1 protein-coding gene is annotated in these 1,190 nt (G+C 59.4%); it reads right to left on the bottom strand.

Going from position 1 to position 1,190, the window contains the following annotated elements:
* On the bottom strand, nt 1-1,190 hold a 1,190-nt coding region (locus tag BN1129_RS00640), incomplete at both ends, for an ATP-binding protein (protein ID WP_244462991.1).

Genomic DNA, 1,190 nt, shown 5'->3' with positions numbered 1-1,190 from the left:
CTCTCGGCCTTGGGCGCGGTGGCCGGCTTGGCAAGCAGGCCCTGGGTCGATGTATTCTGAGCCTGGGCAACCTGAGTCGAAACGGCTTGGGAATCGGCACCGGTCAGCTCATCCACCACGACCATGGGCAAGGCACCGCTGACGTTGGGTTGGTTCATCAGTTTCTCGACCACTTCATCGGAGATCACCACCCGGCGCCCCTCGTAATTGGTCGATTCGGTGGTCATGGGCTCGCTCTCGACCACCTTGGGCAATACCTTGGCATCCGGCTGCCAATCGCGCACCACACCGCTCGGGTTATCACCACTGGCATTCGCACTGCCCTGACCACCGCTCCGGCCATCGCTACCGGTATCGGTGCCGCCTATGGTCAGGGGATCACCACCAGACACCGGAATGGGCAAAGCCGTGGTTTGCGCAGGTTCCAGCGCAGAACGCTTGCTCTCACCGTTAAACAGAGCTGGCAGCAGATAGCTCAGGGCCAGCAAGCCGGCGGCAACCACTGCCAGCACGGTCGCAATCTTCTTGACGGGCAACTCTGCCTGACGCTTCTTGGGCCTTCTGTCGGTCATGATATCCTCCAGTAACTGCATGATGATGGACGGATGTCCATTTGCCGCGTTCAGGATCTCTTCCACTTTCAACTTGGGCAAGAGGGCTGCCGGGATCTTGAGCTCTTTGGCTTTCTCATACAAGAAGATACGTTGCTCTGGCGCGCTCAGTGGCGCCACTTCCAGCTCCAATGCAGGCATTGCCCGCCCTTTCAGCAGGACTTTCTGGTTGCGACACCAGACGTCACTGCCGGAGAGTACGATGGCCAGTTGATGCGGCACGGAGAGGGTATCGTTGTGACGACAGAGGCTCCACAGCTCACCAACCAGCTCGGCGGGCAACTCGTCGGCACGTTCGATCAGCAGTAGCAGGGTGGCAGACTTGCCTTCCAGCATGCGAAAGAAGCTGTCGGCCAGCGCATCCTGTGGATTGAACAGCGGCCTTGCCACCACCTGCGGCAACAGCAACTGACGCACGTCCGCCATTTTCATGGCAGGACTGCCAATCAGGCTCACGACTCGCACTTTTTCGGGCAGGGCACCGAGCAGGGATTCACACAGGGTGGCGCGACCACTGCCTTGCTTGCCAGAGAGAAAAATAAAGGGGTGATTGAATTCAATCAGGTGCAGCAGCCGGTC

Source organism: Aeromonas popoffii (assembly GCF_000820025.1).
GTDB lineage: Bacteria > Pseudomonadota > Gammaproteobacteria > Enterobacterales > Aeromonadaceae > Aeromonas > Aeromonas popoffii.
This window is presented reverse-complemented; position numbering and strand designations above follow the sequence as displayed.